The 17,445-nt window shown below is 40.3% G+C and carries 14 protein-coding genes and 3 pseudogenes; 9 read left to right on the top strand and 8 right to left on the bottom strand.

All coding sequences use genetic code 11. The annotated features are described in order from the left end of the window. From CP947_RS07475 to CP947_RS07445, 7 genes and pseudogenes are all read left to right on the top strand, one after another. Positions 1-539 (top strand): annotated as a pseudogene (locus CP947_RS07475) (transposase); the annotation flags it as partial. A 91-nt stretch (positions 540-630) separates the two neighbouring features. Further along, positions 631-861, top strand: coding sequence for a PLD nuclease N-terminal domain-containing protein (locus tag CP947_RS10790; protein ID WP_258082576.1), 231 nt, complete (start codon positions 631-633; stop codon positions 859-861). A gap of 669 nt (positions 862-1,530) precedes the next feature. Beyond that, a complete protein-coding gene (locus CP947_RS07465; protein WP_096712591.1) occupies positions 1,531-2,586 on the top strand; it encodes a hypothetical protein in 1,056 nt (351 codons plus the stop codon). 123 nt (positions 2,587-2,709) lie between these two features. Beyond that, on the top strand, positions 2,710-3,207 hold the full coding sequence (locus CP947_RS07460; RefSeq protein WP_241646061.1) for a hypothetical protein: 498 nt from the start codon (positions 2,710-2,712) through the stop codon (positions 3,205-3,207). Between the two features lie 87 nt (positions 3,208-3,294). Next, a pseudogene (locus CP947_RS07455) lies at positions 3,295-3,663 on the top strand (transposase); the annotation flags it as partial. A 373-nt stretch (positions 3,664-4,036) separates the two neighbouring features. Then, positions 4,037-5,374, top strand: coding sequence for a transglutaminase-like domain-containing protein (locus CP947_RS07450; protein WP_096712590.1), 1,338 nt, complete (start codon positions 4,037-4,039; stop codon positions 5,372-5,374). 117 nt (positions 5,375-5,491) lie between these two features. Continuing rightward, positions 5,492-6,400: a hypothetical protein gene (locus tag CP947_RS07445; protein WP_096712589.1), complete on the top strand. Its 909-nt coding sequence runs from the start codon at positions 5,492-5,494 to the stop codon at positions 6,398-6,400. A 168-nt stretch (positions 6,401-6,568) separates the two neighbouring features. Here CP947_RS07445 and thsA read toward each other — a convergent pair whose 3' ends face one another. From thsA to CP947_RS07415, 7 genes are all read right to left on the bottom strand, one after another. Further along, positions 6,569-8,263, bottom strand: a complete 1,695-nt coding sequence (thsA, locus tag CP947_RS07440; protein WP_096712588.1) for a thermosome subunit alpha — start codon at positions 8,261-8,263, stop codon at positions 6,569-6,571. Between the two features lie 159 nt (positions 8,264-8,422). After that, entirely contained in the window at positions 8,423-8,596 is a 174-nt protein-coding gene (locus CP947_RS10555; RefSeq protein ID WP_013036811.1) for a DUF5350 family protein, read from the bottom strand. A 105-nt stretch (positions 8,597-8,701) separates the two neighbouring features. Continuing rightward, a complete protein-coding gene (locus CP947_RS07435; protein ID WP_164909083.1) occupies positions 8,702-9,559 on the bottom strand; it encodes a glycine betaine ABC transporter substrate-binding protein in 858 nt (285 codons plus the stop codon). 142 nt (positions 9,560-9,701) lie between these two features. Then, on the bottom strand, positions 9,702-10,649 hold the full coding sequence (locus CP947_RS07430) for an IS5 family transposase (protein ID WP_096712586.1): 948 nt from the start codon (positions 10,647-10,649) through the stop codon (positions 9,702-9,704). A gap of 175 nt (positions 10,650-10,824) precedes the next feature. Next, positions 10,825-11,721 (bottom strand): glycine betaine ABC transporter substrate-binding protein, encoded by an 897-nt coding sequence (locus CP947_RS07425; protein ID WP_096712585.1) that lies wholly within the window; start codon positions 11,719-11,721, stop codon positions 10,825-10,827. A 51-nt stretch (positions 11,722-11,772) separates the two neighbouring features. Next, a complete protein-coding gene (locus tag CP947_RS07420; RefSeq protein WP_096712584.1) occupies positions 11,773-12,603 on the bottom strand; it encodes an ABC transporter permease in 831 nt (276 codons plus the stop codon). Beyond that, positions 12,600-13,814, bottom strand: coding sequence for a quaternary amine ABC transporter ATP-binding protein (locus tag CP947_RS07415; RefSeq protein WP_096712583.1), 1,215 nt, complete (start codon positions 13,812-13,814; stop codon positions 12,600-12,602). The genes CP947_RS07420 and CP947_RS07415 overlap by 4 nt, the downstream gene beginning before the upstream one ends. Before the next feature lie 248 nt (positions 13,815-14,062). On the opposite strand from CP947_RS07415, the gene CP947_RS07410 reads away from it, so the two are divergent. Together CP947_RS07410 and CP947_RS07405 are read left to right on the top strand one after the other, a co-directional pair. Next, entirely contained in the window at positions 14,063-15,316 is a 1,254-nt protein-coding gene (locus tag CP947_RS07410) for a DNA double-strand break repair nuclease NurA (protein ID WP_096712582.1), read from the top strand. Further along, on the top strand, positions 15,309-17,099 hold the full coding sequence (locus tag CP947_RS07405; protein ID WP_096712581.1) for an ATP-binding protein: 1,791 nt from the start codon (positions 15,309-15,311) through the stop codon (positions 17,097-17,099). Before CP947_RS07410 ends, CP947_RS07405 begins: the two co-directional genes overlap by 8 nt. Here the strand turns inward: CP947_RS07405 and CP947_RS11055 are convergent. Further along, a pseudogene (locus tag CP947_RS11055) lies at positions 17,100-17,288 on the bottom strand (sensor histidine kinase); the annotation flags it as partial. Between the last annotated feature and the right edge of the window lie 157 nt (positions 17,289-17,445).

The following is a 17,445-nucleotide window of genomic DNA, read 5'->3' as shown; positions in this document are numbered from 1 at the left end:
ATCTGAAAACAAGTATAGCTGTTGACGTTGAGAAGTTCATTGTAACTGGTTTTAAGATTTCAGGTAAACCAGTGCATGATGCAAAACATGCATCGTCATTACTTAGACAATGTCACAAAAGGAGAAAAGCTGATTGTTATCTGATGGATAAAGGATATGATTCTGAGAAGATACATACTCTAATCAATGAAGAATTGAAAGCAGAAGCCATCATACCTGTAAGATACAGAAAAAGGAAGAAGATCAAAGGGAAATGTTCCAGATTGAATATCTGGAACTCCCATTAAATCTGTGATTTAATGGTATACCGTCGTAAAATGAGAGATGAGTTTGATGAAAATGTCTACCATTACAGAAACCTGGTAGAGACGATGTTTTCTGTTTTGAAAAGGAAATATGGGGAAGAACTGAAGGCAACAAAATACAGAAATCAGGCAAAAGAGGTCAAGTTCAAATTATTAATCCATAATATAGACAGGGCAACTTCTATTTCAGTAATTATTCAAATGAGGATTTCTACAGAGCCATTATATCTATGAATGATATGGAGATGGTAATTTGAACAAGAATACAATCGAATGGATAATCATCGGAATTATATTTGTAATAATAATCACAGTAGCATTTTATATGGGTCAACTACTATGGGGTGTAGGTGCAATAGCTATTGTTTTCTGGCTTTTCATGTTATCTGACTGCCTTCAACGAAGCACAGAAAAATTTCCGCGAGCAGGAGAATATGAGAAGTTAATCTGGTCAATCGTCCTAATTTTCTTGAATTTTATAGGTGCAATACTTTATTACTATATGGTCAAGCTACAGGATAATACTATAAAAATCTCCGAAGATTCGACTTATTGAAAAGTACAAAGAGACTGTGATAAGAAAGGAATTCTATAGAGCCGAAGTTTCTCTAACATTTGAAGGGAGAGCTCTCGGTTGAAGCCGAATATCCGGTGATGATTGAAATCACTAGAAAAGAAGCATAAATGGGATGTCTATGAATGATAGTAAAAATCTAAAGTTCTGACCATTGCCCGGTAGGCATTACTCTTACAAATAAAGATTCAGTACAAAATCAATGTTTACCTTTTACGTTTTGTGATAATCGATCCCGGCGTTATAATATTGTTATTGTTGCTTACAAACCGGCATTCCACACACAACAGTAATCCTACTCGACTAATCAAATTCACTTTATGGATCATTTCATCTTTTGTAGTAGTTTTGACAATCTTGTAGTACGTGATGGGAAGCACTGGCGCTTTCAAATACTCTGGTTTTTCAGGAATATATCTGTTTCAGCGATTCCAGTTGTTAATTGAAGTGATGAACATCCATATATCAAGTTAAATTGAATTAGGGCAAATAATATATACCATTACGTCGAATGAGAATTTGCAATGTGGAGTTTCGATGAATATTAACCAACCACAACTCCACATTGGCCCAGAGGCAGGCTCAAGTTTGTTGTTTACAGTATATAAGCGTAGCTTTGCCTCTGGGGTAGATTGAAAGAGGTAAGAAGAAATGAACAAAAATAAACTTGGAACGTTGTTTGTGGCAATGCTAATATTGGGCGTTGCATTTACACCGGCAGTATGTGCAGCTGAAGAAAACGATTTTCAGCGATCGTTGTTGAAATTCAATGATTCCGGCAAAAAGAAAGTTATCACTTCTGAATTTAGTATTAACAGCCACAATGGATTGCACAATATTCAAAATGGATCAATAGTTCACTATTCATCTGATGGAAGAACGACTGTTTTTGATTCTGAGGGAAAACAGTCCTTCTTTGCAATTGCTGAAGAAACTGGTAATATTTCCACACCATCTGGAATGAAAGCAGCAACACATGTGTTTGAAGTTCCATCTGGATCTGAGATTAGTACAAAAGAAAACATTACTAATGTTTACCAAAATGGAGTAAAAATCCTCACTGTAATCAATGATGACAATAAAAAAACTGAAACAATTCCAGCTTATACTGGATGGCTTGAATACTCAGTCGATAGAAATGTTGATGATCTTTCAATGTTTAGAGCAGATTGGATCGTTCCTTCAGAGCCTTCAAACCCAGACGATGATGCAATAAACTTCCTTTTTAATGCAATTGTACCTTATGGAGAGAGTGGGATCATTCAACCTGTCTTAGAGTGGAATCAGGCAGGTAGCGATCGATGGACTGGTGCATCATGGACTGGTGCAAATGGTGTTTATTTCCATAGCAATAGGATTAATGTTGATGCTGGTGACACGATTGAAGGTCTTATGCTATGGGATGATTACCATAATAGATGGTACATTGGCTTTGAAGATGTTACGGACAACAATTTTGTGTACATATACTCTACAGATGCTGATGATACAAATCTTGATGTTTTCACAACACTGGAAACATATAATGTAGATGACAACGCTGACTTGCCAAGTGATACAACTTTCTACAATATGTTGTTCAAGGATGAGAATGATAATACAATCACCGTTTATTGGGATGAAAAGTATGGTTCTGGTATACCTTCTGCCATTAATGGATTAGATGTTGTCATTTATTCATCATCTCAAGTCAAATTGAGAACATAAATTTAAAATAAATTAATATATTCAAGGTAATGAAGATAAAAATAGTTTCATCATCTCTTATATTTTTGATAATTATAAAATTAAAAAATAAAGTAGACAAAGAGAATATCGGAGGAAAAGAACTTGTTTACAGATTTTGTTTGTACTAAAAATATTAAATTTAATGTTATTTGTCTGACTATTTTTTTGCTTATCAGTAGCTTCGCTGGATGTATAGGCCCTGAATCAGTTGAAAAATCTTCTCAGATATCAAATGGTGTTGATACATCTGTAAATGAAGAAGTGGAGGATTTAGATATTAATTACTCTGCGATTGAAGTACTTCCACCTTATGATGAATCGGAGTCTGAATGGCTCAAAACAGATCCTTCTAATATAGCCAAGATTGCACTCAATGACATCCGTGCGAGACAGGTAATTCAGGAAGGAGGAACAATTATGGGTGTGGTTTATTCCTGTCATCCAACTCCAGAGGATTATGACGGCCCAGGATGTGCTCCTGCTTTAAGAATTAGATCAGGAAACAAGATAATTGATTTCTTAATTGATGAAGAAAAAGGAGTAGTCGTTGAGACAGTTACAGAGATAAGACAAAATGGTTCTACTGTTAGTATAGATTGAAAGCTTTGTTCAGTCATATATTGGATATTACATTATTTACTCATATGAAGATTCTACTGATGGGTAAGAAGTTATACAAATCTTGCACATGATACAAAACATGCAAGAAAATTATTAAAACAATGCCACTAAAAGATAAAAGCTGATTGATAAAGGATATGATTCCGAGAAGATACATGCTCTAATAAATGAAGAATTGAAAGCAGCCAGCATAATCCCTGTAAGATGCAGAAAAATGAAAAGATCAAATGAAAATACCGTAGAAAAATGATAAATGAATTTGATGAAGAGATCTATCATTACAGAAATCTGGTAGAAACGATGTTTTCTGTTTTGAAAAGGAAATATGGGGAAGAACTGAGGGCAAGGAAATAAAGAAATCAGGTGAAAGAGATCAAGTTCAAATTATTAATCCATAATATAGACAGGGCTATCTCTATTTCAGTAATTATTTAAACGAGAATTTCTACAGAGACCGTTTACCTTTTACGTTTTGTGATAATCGATCTTTCATCTTTTGTAGTATCTTTGACAATCTTGTAGCACCTGATGGGAAGCACTGGTGCTTTTAAATATTCTGGTTTTTCAGGAACATATCTGTTTCAGCGATTTCAGTTGGTAATCGAAGTGATGGACACCCAAATGTCAAGTTAAATTGAGTTGGGGCAAATAATATATACTATCACGTCGAATGAGAATTTACAATGTGGAGTTCCAATGAATGTTAACCAACCAGAACTCCACATTGGCCCAAAGGCAGGCTCAAGTTTGCTGTTAACAGTATATAAGTGCAGCTTTGCCTCGGGGATTAAATACAAGAGGTGAAATAATGCGAAATTTAAAGATTGGATACTCAATAGTATTGGCAGCAATATTATTGGTAAATCTGGCACTGATACCCGTATCAGCCACAGTAAATGACAGTAAAATGGAGAATGAAACTTCGGATATTCCGGAATTTGAAGAATGGGTAAAACCCATGGATCTTTCGGAATACAACGGACATAAACCTCAGGTAAAACAGGAACCTCTGTCGCCGGAGGAACTCGAAAAAACAAATCCTTTCATAATTGCCTTGAATGAATCGGAAAAAAAAGAACTCAATAGTATTCCTAAAGAAACCACATCCCCGAAAGCAAAATTCGAATCAGGCGGGCAGATTTCAATTAATATACCTGCAAAGGCAACGCAACTGTCTGAAAGTGAAGATAAGACAAGATCAGATCCTGATGTAAAAATCACGGAAATAACTTATCAGTGGTATTGGGTACAGGACACCACATTCAATAATTACGTTACCATCCATAATTACGGCACCTCAACTGCAAGCGGAAAAGTTCTCTTCTGGTCAGCAGAAGATGGCTATGGTTACTACAAATCATTCAGTAATCTGGCTCCAGGTTCCAACATGACAGTAACTGTTCCCTTCCAGCCAACAAGTACGCAGAGTTCCATAGGTATAAAACCTATTGCTCTTGAAGTGCGGGTTGATCCGGATGATACATCTACTCATTTTGTATGGATGCCGTATGATGGAATTGAAAAATACAATAATGATGCAAATCATCTAGCTGATCCTGATAATGGAGTGAACCTGAATACAAGTGATATTTACCACTTCCCATTCAATGAAGGCTATAATATCATATTTGAAGCTGCAGTTGCAGGGGATAACAGTACAACCCCCTATGATACTGCAAACCAAATTACAGATTATGTTTATGATGTTATGCATTATGATGAAGAAATGGTCATAAATAGAAGTTATACTGCTTCCGATTTATGGGTAATTAGTCACACAAATGCCAGTGGGTACTATATTGGTGTTTGTGACGAGTATGCTACCCTTTTTAATGCATTTAATAGAGCGCTTGGAGTACCTTCCAAACAGTACTATATGAATATGACTAACACTTCAGGGAACAGAAGTGCACATGAAATAGCAGAAATTTGGGATGGGCAGGAATGGATACACTCTGATCCAACATGGAAATCCTTTGACAATCCAGACATCTACATTTCCCAAAATTACTCAAGCATGTATTTCTGGAATCTAAAGGACGCAGATGATGATCTTGATCCGAGTGATCCCAGTGGAGACGGATTGTTGCATTACAAATTCGATTTTGACAGAGAATATTTGGGATTGTTGAACAAGTATAATTAATAATAGTCAAAATGCAGAGTAAATCTTGAATAAACACAGATCTGAAACTTCTGTGTTTATTCGTGTTTATTTCAACGATTGAAGCTATCTTATCTACACTTTTTCCTAGGTGTATGCATGAAAAAAATAGAACTAATCATAGCCTATCTACTTATAATAACATTGGTAGTTACGCCTGCGTTTGCCGAAGATCTCACTCCTCCTCCTGGAGATGGTTTTAGTAGAGCAGAAATCTTTCGTTTACAACATATGTATCTGATAGAAGAAAATCAAGAAATTATGGATTTTATAAATACATTTGGGATCAGTGATTATGAAATAGCATATATTAACCGTACTCATAGATACAAATACATAATTCCAAAAGGAAATTGTTCGAAAAAACTAGTATTTCTTGAAATAAGTAAAGGAAGCGACGAAAAATGGAAAAGAGAGATTGTATGGGTCCGGCAGATAGGGATGAATGAGACGATTCCTTTTGAACCATCAGGTCCTCTGGATGATTTTTTCACTGCTCATCCCGAGGCTGAAAATAATGATACGATAGTCTCTTTTATCAACTCCTATGATCCACGGAAATGGAAAGAAACACCTACAGACATGAACCAGACTTCTTCACTGGTTTATCTGGTAGCCGACAGGGATGTTTTCAGGGAACTTATGTTCATGGAACAAAAGGGCAATATCAGCTGGGTCAAGACATTCAATGAGTTACAGGTATCCGTGGATAAGGAACAGGCACTCCATATAGCTGCAAAGGAGATGAATTCGTCGGTGTCTCCGGTAGATATCCATGTTGTATTCCGGGATTCACATCCTTTCTGGGTTGTGACTTACATAACAGGTCCCGCTGTCACTACCTTTTATATCGATACTGATGAAGGTGAAATTTACTATTACCTGAAGGATGCAGAGACTGATGAGCCGGGGCAATCTTCATACAAAGTTCCCGGTTTTAGTGGAATGTTTACTTTGATTGCATTTGGAGTGTCTCTTTGGATAGCAAGGGAAAGGGGAAAGAGTTGATTGTGTTTATATATTAATTACACTCAGTGATTGATCTCATGAATAGTCTTGATTACAAGTAATCCAGAAATAATAACGTAGAATCTGAATTATTATCTGAAAAAATAGACAAAAAAAGAAGTTGATGCATAGCCTTGAAAAGCTATGCATCATATACTTGTCTTTACTTTACATTCCACCCATTCCTGGTGGCATTCCACCGCCGCCCATTCCTGGTGGCATTCCACCGCCACCCATTCCTGGTGGCATGCCGCCTTCGCCACCGCCGCTTGATGGGGATGGGTTGGAGGATGCAATTACATCGTCGATCCTCAGGATCATTATGGATGCTTCTGCTGCAGCATTGATTGCCTGGGTCTTTATTCTCAGGGGTTCAACGACACCTGCATCCCACATATCAATGACTTTTCCACTGTAGACATCAAGACCGGCGGTCTTGGCGCCCTTTTCATGGTGGGAGCGAAGTTCTACAAGCATGTCGATTGGGTCCAGACCAGCGTTTTCTGCAAGGGTCCTTGGAATAACTTCAAGGGACTCTGCGAATGCTTTAACTGCCAGCTGTTCCCTGCCGCTGAGAGATGACGCGTAATCCTGCAGCTGGAGGGCCACTTCTACCTCTGGACCGCCGCCGCCGGATACGAGTTTTTCATCCTCTATGGCTACACCGACTACGCGCAGAGCATCATGGAGTGCTCTTTCAATATTGTCGACTACATGTTCGGTTCCGCCGCGCAGGAGGATAGATACGGATCTTGGGTTGACACAGCCGGTAATAAAGACCATGTTGTCGCCAGCAACCTTCCTTTCTTCCACAACTTCGGTCTTTCCAAGATCATCTGCGGTCATTTCCTCGATGTTGGTAACCAGTTTACCACCAGTGGAACGTACGAGTTTTTCCATGTCACTCTTTTTGACACGTCTGACTGCAAAGATTCCTTCCTTGGCAAGGAAGTGCTGCGCCATGTCATCAATACCTTTCTGGCAGAAGACAACGTTTGCACCGCTTGCGACGATTTTGTCTACAAGTCCTTTTAGCATCTTTTCTTCCTGATCAAGGAAAGACTGGAGCTGGTCAGGAGAGGTGATGGATATTTCCGCGTCGACTTCAGTTTCTTTGAGTTCGATGGCACTGTTGATAAGTGCAATCTTTGCATCGGTGACTTTCTTTGGCATGTTGGAATGTACACGCTCTTTGTCAAGGATCATACCTTCAATGAGTTCTGAATCCTCTATACTGCCACCGACCTTCTTTTCAACCTTTATATTGTCGATATCAATTGTCTGGCTATCAGTCTTGTCTGCAATGCTTGCGACAGCGGATACGGCGATTTCGCTGAGTACATCTTTGGAAGCCTCTGCACCCTTTCCTGTCATGGCAGTATTGGAGATGTTTATCAGGGTGTCCTTGTTATCGATTGTAACATTCTGTGCAAGTTCCTTGAGCAATTCGCCAGCTTTCTCAGCTGCCATCCTGTATCCGGATGCGATGATTGTTGGATGTACATCCTGCTCGATCATGTCTTCTGCCTTTTTGAGCAATTCACCGGTGATTACAGCAGCAGTGGTTGTTCCATCTCCTACTTCATCATCCTGGGTTTTGGAAACTTCCACGATCATCTTGGCAGCAGGGTGCTCGATATCCATTTCCTTGAGGATGGTCGCACCGTCATTTGTGATCACTACGTCACCAAGGGAGTCTACAAGCATCTTGTCCATTCCCTTTGGTCCGAGTGTAGTCCTGACAGCTTCAGCCACAGCTTTTGCAGCCATTATGTTGTTGCTCTGGGCATCCCTGCCCCTGGTTCTCTGATTTCCGTCTCTTAAAATAAAAATTGGCTGTCCGCCAGCCATCTGTCCTGCCATTACTTTTACCTCCGTATTATATACATCAAATTGATATTCCCTGCATTATACAGGTCGTTTGTACATGTTTGTGGTTCTATATAAATGTTGCTGCAATGGAAGATCCCTTAGTCTATTGGAAATTACATTCAAAAAAATAATATAATAAAAAAAAGAAAATCAGCGAACAATGGCTTTCTGGGATCTTCTTTTGAATCTCCTCTTTGTACCTGCAGAAGAATATCTCTGTGCAGGTGCAGTGTGTGCCTTGTTAGCTTTGGCTTTTTTAACTTTGATTGTGTTGCCTTTGCGTCCCTTAATTTTTACCCATTCAATACTTCCGGTTTTGCCCATAATTATCACTCTCTATGATATTGATTATTTGAATATGTGGATTACTTTAGAGGGAATGCTAGTTATTAAAGGTTGCGGAAAAAAAGAAGTGAGGATTGTTTATCCTCACTGAGTGCCAAGTACTTCATCGTACTTCTCAGGATGCTCTGCGAGCCAGTCGGCTGCAGCCTGTTGAGGAGATTTTCCTTCATCGATAGCGATCATTATTGATTCGATTTCGGATAGGTCCATCTCAAAATTCTGGATGAGCTGATAGAATTCGGGCCTGTCTTCTGCAAAGCCGGTTCTGGTAAGAATAATCAGGTCATCGCTTCCTCCATATATTCCCTTTGGGTCCTCAAGGAATTTCAGCCCTTCCATGCGGGCAAAGGTCCAGTGTGGTCTCCAGAGGGTTGCAACAATCCATTCCTCATTGTCAACTTTATCCTGGAGTGTTGTGGCCATTCCTACAGTACTGCTGGAATAGAGCTCATACTCTTCCAGATTATACTCTTCCATAACGGTTTCAGTATTTTGCATTATGCCCGCACCCGGCTCAATACCGGTGATCTTGCCGTCAAATTTGCTGGCATTGCCCTGTAAATCCTCAATTGAAGTAATGCCGGCGTCATAAACATAATCCGGAACTCCAAGACCACATTTTGCACCTGTAGCTACAACCTGTGCCTTATTCAGATTGTCACCGTATTGTTCCCAGTAGGGACCCTGTGTAGCCGGCAGCCAGGCAAGGATAAGGACATCCACATCACCCTGTGCAGTTGCCTGATACAGACCACCCAGATCAGCGGATACAGTTTCGTATTCATAGCCTCCCTCATCAAGGATGTGCAAAAATACATTTCCAGTTGCACGTGAGTCATCCCACTGGACGACTCCAATTCGTACTGGTTCTTCTGTAGTCTCTTCACCAGGAGTTTCATCGCTCTGGGAGGTGCAACCTGCACCGATTAAAGCGATTGCCACTATAAGGCATGCTAATATTGAGGATTCTGATTAACGTTCCTCTTGCCTAACTTGAATGAATTTTGTTCCTATTATTGCTCTATTGTCCTGTTTTCCATGCAATTTCCTGAAATTTATGCTTATTTTTAGATAGCTTCCGCTCTCAGGCTATCACCTTTTTTCTTTTTAATGTCCTCATTTGATGCAAATTGAAACAAAACGCCGTCATCATCATTTTCAGATTTACTCTTTTAACCGTCGTAACCATCACCTTTCCCGCTCTGAAGACGCCTTTTGTCACCGCATACACCCTTTCACAAGGCATCCTCTTTACACTAATCCTGTCATTACGCATAATCTGCCTGATATTCAACGGTTTACCTCTCACCGCTCTTTGCATCGTTGCTGCAAATCCCTTTGCCTCAACTCCAAAATATCCCTTATCCCTATACACAACTTCTCCCTTTTCTGACAGATCGACTTGAGAATCATGTACTGATGCCACAGTCGTTTCAAACCTTCGAATCAATTCATTTTCCTTATCAATAATCGTATGCAGTTTGTATCCAAAATATGATTTGCCATGTTTTTTTGACCAATTTCCATCCCTGCTTCTTCTTGTTTTCGCTTCATCTCCTCTCAACTTATCCTGATTGGCATGTCCAGGTTCTGCAACAATAAAGGTTGCATCCTGAATCATTCCCTTCTTAATTTCCAATCCTCTACAATCGATCTGTCTTTGTAGTTCTCCCCAGATTTGCTCTTCAAGTTCCAATTTTGTAATCCTATCCCTGAATGCCCATACAGTTGTGTCATCAGGTATTCGTTTTGGAAACCCCAGGAATTTTCTGAACGAAATGCGATCAATGCATTGTCGTTCAAGTTCTGGATCAGAAAGGCCATGCCATTGTTGTAATACAAGCATTTTGAACATCATTATAACATCATTTTCAGGTCGACCACCTTTGTCTGTCCTGTTGATATACATTGATTCCAGAATGGGACGAAATGTTTTCCAGTCGATCAACTTATCAATTTCAGATAGTTTGTCACCAGCAGCTACCAAACGGTCATATTCCTGTTTCAGAGTGAAATTACTGAATGTACTCATGCAAGTAAATTTATCTTGATTAAATATAAATATTGTTGTTTAGTTTGGCTGGTAGAGGGGAGTTAATCGGAAATCTCTATTTTCAAAAGCTTATATCTCAAACTAATCACCTCTTTTTATTCAAAAATAAAATAGATGGCACGATAAAAAAATAGGAATAAAGGTTAAATTACCCTTATTCAGTTCCAAGCCATTCATTAACTTTATCGGGGTTGTCGTTAACCCATTTCTCAGCAGCTTCTTCGGCACTCATGCCCTGGTCTATATAGGACATGACCTTTTCATTATCGGCAACAGTCCATTTGAATCTGGTGAGTATTTCATATGCTTGAGGTTTGTCTTCTTTAAGGTCTGGTCTTGCGATGGTCACAATATCGTCTGATCCATAGACATCTTTTGGATCATCCAGATATTTCAAATCCCAGCGTGCAAATGCCCAGTGTGGATTCCACAGGGTTACAACGATTGGTTTTTCATCGGTTATGGCACTTGTAAGTGCGGATGTCATTCCAGGGCCACTGCTGGCTTGCAGGGTGTATCCGTCAAGACCATATTCCTGAATGGCTTCTTCGGTTTGGGACATGATACCTGCACCAGGGTCTATACCGGTTATTGTGCCTCCAAACTTTGATTCATTACCTTTGAGTTCGGGGATTGTATCAATATCAACATATTGAGGTACAACAAGTCCGGTTTTGACATTTGGCGTATTTACATTGACTTTTTCAATCTGGTCTCCATATTGTTCCCAGTAGTTTGACTGGGTGTTCGGTAACCATGCACATACTGAGAAATCAGCATCACCATTTGCGATAGCCTGGTACATTATACCGGCTGCAACATTGTTGAGTTCAACTTCATATCCAGCTTTCTGGAATACTTCCTGAACTACATTTGTTGTTGCAACTGCACTTGCCCATTGCACATATGCAATTGTTACACTTTTATCTTCGACCTGTGTCTGGTTTCCATCACCAGTATCGCCTTCGTCTCCCTGCTGGGCACAGCCTGCAGCAAAGAGGGAAAGCACTAACAGAATTCCTACTAAAATTGCTTTGTATTTATTATCCATATTTTTAATTCCTCCTGTGTGATTGGATAAAAAGAATGAAGGCTCTGGCACTTACTTTGGTGTAAGGTGCTGTGTGAGCCTGTCAAGGACAATTGCTATTATGACAATTCCAAGGCCTGCTTCGAATCCAACTCCTATATCAACCCTCTGGATTCCTATCAATACCTGGTATCCAAGGCCACGGGCTCCGATCATTGAAGCAATAACGACCATTGAAAGGGCAAGCATTATGCATTGGTTAACACCGGCCATTATTGTCTTTAAAGCTACAGGTATTTCTACCTTGATAAGTTTTTGCCATGGAGTTGACCCAAAAGCATCGGCAACTTCTACCAGTTCTTTGGGAACCTGGGTAATTCCAAGGGTTGTAAGCCTGATTGCAGGGGGCATGGAGAAAACAACGGTTGCAATCATACCCGGAACATTACCAAGTCCAAAGAAGATAACTGCCGGGATAAGGTAAACAAATGAAGGCATGGTCTGCATAAGATCTAGAATAGGTCTCAGTATCCTGTAAAGAGTTTCACTTTTTGCTCCAAGTATACCCAACGGAATACCTATTATTAGGGCCAGTGCAGCAGACGAAATTACAAGAGCAATGGTCTCCATGGAGTATTCCCAGAGATCCATACTCAGTATCACTATGAATCCAAGGCCAGTGCCTAAAGCGAGTTTCCAATCCTTTCGCCCAACTACGTATGCAATAGCTGCAATAATCACAACAAACAAGAGGGGAGGCACTGCCATCAGCACATCTTTGAAAATATCAATGATAAATCCAAAGAGGGCACTGAATGCATCAAGGGCGAAGCCAAAAGTATCACTAATCCAGTAGACTGCAGATTCGACAACGCTGCCTATGGGTAATTGTGGTACTATCATTGTGTTACCTCCTCAACTTGTTCTTCATCATCCTCTTCTGTGGTCTTAAGTGCAGCAAGAATACTGCCTCTGACAACCACGCCTACAAGTTTGTCATTTTCATTAACAATCGCAATTGGCTGGTCAGTTTCCGCCCGGATTGATATAAGATCTTGAAGCGGAGTATCCATTGTAGTTTTCGGGAATTCCTTTATGATTACATCTTCTATGGTCTTTCCGGCTTTCTGTGCCCGGACCGCATCATCGACTTTCAGGAATCCCTGAAGACGCTTGGCTTTATCCACCACGTATATAGAGGATATGCCGTGCTTTTCCATGAGTTTCAGGGCAACTTGTAGACCGGATTTGAGTGATACAACCGGGTCAGGCCTCTTCATTACATTCTCAGCAGTAAGGATCTTAGTTTTGTCCACACCGGCAACGAACCTGGATACATAATCGTTCGCAGGGTTTGAGAGGATCTCTTCAGCAGTCCCGATCTGGGCAATTTCTCCATCTTTCATCAAGGCAATACGGTCACCGAGCTTGAGGGCCTCATCAAGGTCATGTGATACGAAAACAATTGTTTTCTGCATCTTTTCCTCAAGTTCAAGCAACTCGTCCTGCATCTCACTGCGGATAAGCGGGTCAAGGGCACTGAATGCTTCATCCATTAAAAGTATCTCAGGATCTGTTGCAAGGGCTCTCGCAAGTCCGACCCTCTGCTGCATACCTCCACTCAACTGGGATGGTTTACTGAATTCATGACCTTTCAGTCCAACAGTTTCTATTGCGACTGATGCCTTTTCATGTCTCTCCTCCTTTGAGAAATCCTGTATTTCAAGACCATAAGCAACATTATCAATGATGGTTCTGTGTGGCAAAAGGGCGAAATTCTGGAAGACCATGCTGATCTGCTTTTCCCTGATCAACCTGAGTCTCTCACTGGAGGCCTTTGTAACATCCTCATCGCCAATAGTTATCAATCCGGATGTGGGTTCAATGAGCCGGTTTAGGCAACGTAGAAGAGTTGACTTACCGGAGCCTGAAAGGCCCATAAGTACAAAAATTTCTCCTTCATACACATCAAAACTCACATTATACAGTCCTACGGTCTGGCCAGTCTTGTTGAAGATTTCATCTTTTGAAAGACCTTCTTCAACATAGGACAAAGCTTTCTTTGGATGCTTACCAAATATCTTCGTTAAGTTGCTAACTACAATTTTCTTCATTCTTTCCTCAGAAATAAAAATAACCCCTTTTTTTTTATAGGTTATTTAGTAAAAGATTATAACAATCTTTTTTGTAAACATACTTCAATATTAAACAGGGAATAATCGTTTGGAATTCAAATTATAAATGGCTTAATTCTTTTTATACTTTATGGTGATACATTTTCTATGAAAAAATGGCGCTATCTGCTGAAAATTCCAGTCTATGTGAATGATTATATATTGTCAGGGACCTCTTTTAGCATTAAATGTCACTTGAACCGATTCACATAAAAGCCATACAAGAAATCGCATCCGGTATTGAAATGGATGTAGAGCAGGAAAATGAAGATAGCGATGCTAATGATCTTCTTGATTTTTTGAAAGAACTAAAATACGGCTCCAGAATTGTTTTGAAATCCATCGGGAGGCTATACAGGGGAAAGGTAGACATGGCCCGAATGTCACAATCAAAAGACCCTGTTGAAAGAACTCTTTCTTCTGATAGTGGAAGCACCAACACTTTTTTCTTTGATTCGGGGCTTGCACTGGATTTCTGCCATTGTGCGATGGCTTCCTCGCCAAGCGATCTTGATATCCATTCCAAAAGAACAATAGTTGCTGCTACTTATTCCTCTTCTGCAAATGTTACTATCAACACTTCACAGGACTGGAGATTATTTGATAGGGACAATGGCAGAAGTCGCCTGGTAAAAATTGAGGCAGGTCTGCTGGAGACCAGGGAAAAACGCCTCGTTCACAATATTGCTCTTTACCTTTCCGAGTCCGAACATATTCTCTGGATGAAAGATATTTTTACAAAAGAGGATTTTTTCATAATGGATGGACCCATATATCCTAAACAGCTAATGTACTGGATGGTTGTCCCCTCTGAAGAAGTCAGAATAAGATATGACCCCTCAGCATTGAAAATATTGCAAAATTATATTGACATCATGGATCATGCAATGGATAATAGTATTCCACTGGTAGGATTTGTGAAAAATCCTGAAGATATGCAGATCGTACAAACGCTTAAAAAACAGGAAATGGATCTGGATATACCCTGGCTGGTAGATGCCCAGTTTTTCAAAAACGTCCTTCATCCTTCTGCTGAAGACTCACGCAATTGTATTACGTATACAAACTGGTTCATACAACCCAACCAGTTCTATGAGAATATGCTCCAGACCACAAGTCCCTTGATGGATAGTTCTCTTTCCCACAAGTATGCTGCAGAGGATTATGCATTAACATTTTTTGTAATTTATGTTCCTGCTATGAATGTTCTTTTTAAAGTAGAGTCTCCTTATGGTCTGACAAAAGATGATGATATGAGGCACCTGCTCACCCGCAAAGTATTATATGACATTTCAATAGGCGGTATCCCACCGACACTCTCCAAGGTGGATTCGATAGCAAAGATACGCACAAAAGAAAGGAAACAGATTCTTGGGCAATTCAGTAAACTCAGGGTTGATACGAAATACAACGATATACGCTGGAGTGATACAGATGGATAATGATGACGACATACTTGCTTATGCCACAGGTAATAAAGGGGGCAATGTATCCTCGAAAGAACCGGTTGAAGATTTTGAGGAATATGTTCCTGATACAGTGGATAATCCGGATGGGTCATCCTTTGATAATGCGCTGGGTACAATTACAACAGGAATTGACCCGCTGGAAATAACTGAATCAGGTGCACGACTTACTGGTTATATTACTTCTTCGCACAGGCCGAATGTCAGGCTTGGTACATATGTACTGGTTCCCTACGGAGATGAAGATCTGTTTGCAAGGGTCTGGAAACTGCAGTACCTTCAGGAATTTGAAGTTGATGATGCGACAGAGTTGCATTCCCGGCGCATGTTAAAGGCCAATAATACCAATGAGATAGATTACAAATTCCTTGCATATCTTGACCCTCTATGTATCCTGTCTCCAGCAAAGGCAGGCCTAATGCGTCGCATGGCCGACAGGCTCCCCCGCCCCAATACTCCAATACTACCGGTTTCTGAAAAACTCAAGATCCAGACAGGTCTCAACATTCCGACTGAAGGTATTTTTCTGGGACATTTGAGTGTGGGGGGTGAACTTGTCAGGACACATGCTTCTCCTCCAACAGTTGCCTACTATCTGCGCAACGATTATTCAATGGGTGATCCTCTCATGTTCCGTCATATGCTGGTGTGCGGAAGTACCGGTACGGGAAAAACCTTCCTTACAAAAAATATTCTGCGTCAATTCCTAGCATCGGATAATCAGTATCTTGTAAGGGGTGAGCAGGGCAGGAAGAAAAACCCATGTCTTGTGATAATGGATCCGCAGGATGAATATTCCCAGTTGTTTGAAGAAAATGCGGATATAGGATATGCCGATGAAGTAACCTTTGCAGAAGAGGGCGTCTTGCATGGAGGACATCAGGATACAAGGACATTCCTGGCAAGTGTGGACGGCCAGTCCTATCCGGGTAAATCCCGTGCACAACAAATGGAATTTACAATTCCTTTCGAACTTGTAAGGAATAATTCCTGGTTGATATCAGCAGCTGAATTGACGGAAAACCAGTATATAGGCCTTGAGCTGTTGCTTGAGGATTATTTCAAGACTCCTGCAAATCATACCTATCAGGGATTTACAGTTTTCATTGCGGATGAAGGCACACGTTCTGTTTATGTGGATAGTGGGAAAATCCATGAATCCTCCTATGATGCCATTGTGCGTAAGGTCAAAAATCGCTCTTTCAGCAGGGTATTCGACCAGCCGGCAAAACCGATAACCGAAATACTTGATGAGGTTTTCAAGCCTGGCAGGGTCAGTGTATTTCCGACTGAATATATAAATAATAGCCGTATCAGGGACCTCATTACTCTCACCTTGATGACAATTGTAGTGGATAACAAACTCAGTACATCAGGCAATGATTCTGTTAAGAAAACTCCCGTATTACTGGCTCTTGATGAAGCACACAGGTATCTTTCCGGTGCGATGTCGGCTCATTCAAGACGTATCGTATCCAGATTTGCAGATGCAGCAAGGCAGGGGCGCAAGGAAACACTTGGTCTTTTCCTGATTACCCAGGATCCACAGGATATCGATGACACCGTGCTCAAGCAGATAAATAGTCGGATCATTCTCAATCTCTCAAACGACAATGCCATAAATGCATTAAATGTTCCACTGGAATTTGAAAAAAGGATTCCTTATCTTCGCAAGGGACAGATGATAATTCAGAGTCCGGATAACAGTGATATTGTGGAGGTCACCGGCCTGCATAAATGTGTGGTAAAACACGCCTGATCAGGCACAGGGGAGGGTGATCCCGAAAATGCTCCCCTTTCTATCTTCCCTGTCTTCAACACCAGTCTGGCCGCCATGTAGTTCCGTTGTCTTTTTTGCAATTGCAAGTCCAAGCCCGGTTCCTTTTATACTGACAGATGACCCTGCTCTTTCGAATCTTTCAAATATGACTTCTCTTTTATCATCGGGTACTCCCTCCCCTCATCGATGAAACGTATTTTCCACATATCATTGTCTTCAGAGATTTCTGATTAACTCCTCCCCTCACCCAAACTAAATAACAATATTTATATTCTATCAAGATAAATTTAATCATACGAATACCTTCAGTAATTTCACCCTGAAA

Source organism: Methanohalophilus euhalobius (genome assembly GCF_900215215.1).
Taxonomy (GTDB): domain Archaea; phylum Halobacteriota; class Methanosarcinia; order Methanosarcinales; family Methanosarcinaceae; genus Methanohalophilus; species Methanohalophilus euhalobius.
The sequence above is the reverse complement of the archived record's forward strand: the minus strand, read 5'-3'. Positions and strand labels throughout refer to the sequence as shown.